The organism is Bacillus sp. SA1-12 (assembly GCF_000981385.1).
Taxonomy (GTDB): Bacteria; Bacillota; Bacilli; order Bacillales; family Bacillaceae; genus Metabacillus.
The window spans coordinates 1-983 of the sequence record NZ_LATZ01000086.1; the positions used below are offsets into that span (position 1 = coordinate 1).

Annotated in this window: 1 pseudogene; it reads right to left on the reverse strand. The window is 33.0% G+C overall.

What is annotated here, in order from left to right:
• Positions 1–89: 89 nt before the first annotated feature.
• A pseudogene (locus WQ54_RS17920) lies at positions 90–746 on the reverse strand (IS21 family transposase); the annotation flags it as partial.
• Between the last annotated feature and the right edge of the window lie 237 nt (positions 747–983).

The window sequence follows — 983 nt, forward strand, 5'->3', positions numbered from 1 at the left end:
CAACACTAAAATCGATGGTTTCACTTAGATGCTGGATCATTTGCTTTAACTTTAAATATTCTAAATTTCGTACTAACTGTTGATAGGTGTTATTCATTTTTATACACATCTCCAATTGTCTCTAAATTTTTCTTTGCCAGATGATCAATATCAGGATAGTATGGAAGAGCTCTGCTGAGCTCAGCTTTGTAGTGCTCATCCTTGTAATTGATTTTTAATTGACTAATTTGGTGTTGGACAATTAACTCCGTGTTATAATAAATGAATAGTTGATCATCATATGCTTGTAAGCCAACAGTCTTCCCTTGATACTCAGCTGGAACTGAGTATTGATTGGACTTATACGACACCATGTTGGACGAATTCACTTTTACAAGCGTATGATTGATTTTGTAAGAATCTCTTATTTGTTGCCGTGGTAGGGGCATTAAGAGGTTCTTTTCTTGTTTTAATGCTAAAATTGGTATCTTTCCGGTCCCCTGGTGATAACTATGATTGATTCTTTCACATAGTTGTTGCACAAACTTATGAAGTTCTTCTAAGCTAAACTTCCCTTGATAAGCATGAATTTCATCTAAATATTTCATGGGTGATTCAACTTTCCCTTTTGTATTCGGTCTTCCTGCAATACAAGGCTGCACTTTAAATCCAAAATCATCCGCAAATTGAGCGAAACGTTTATTGACTATTCCTTTGGTATAATTTGTTCTTGCTTCATCCATTACCGTTTTCATATTGTCAGTCAACCATATCAAAGTCACAAAGTGTGCTATTGTCATTTTTGACTCTTGTTAATTCGCATTTTTAAATTCTCCATCAGTATTTTTAATTTTGGTAAGTCTGTAAGACTATTAATCTTAAAATCTGTTTGGATATCTAACGCTATGTACATACTAATCACCCCAAGATTAGTATGTAGAAATGAGTCGAAACTGTACATCTTTAATTAATCAAATTTTTACATATTTAAATTAGCATTTGTA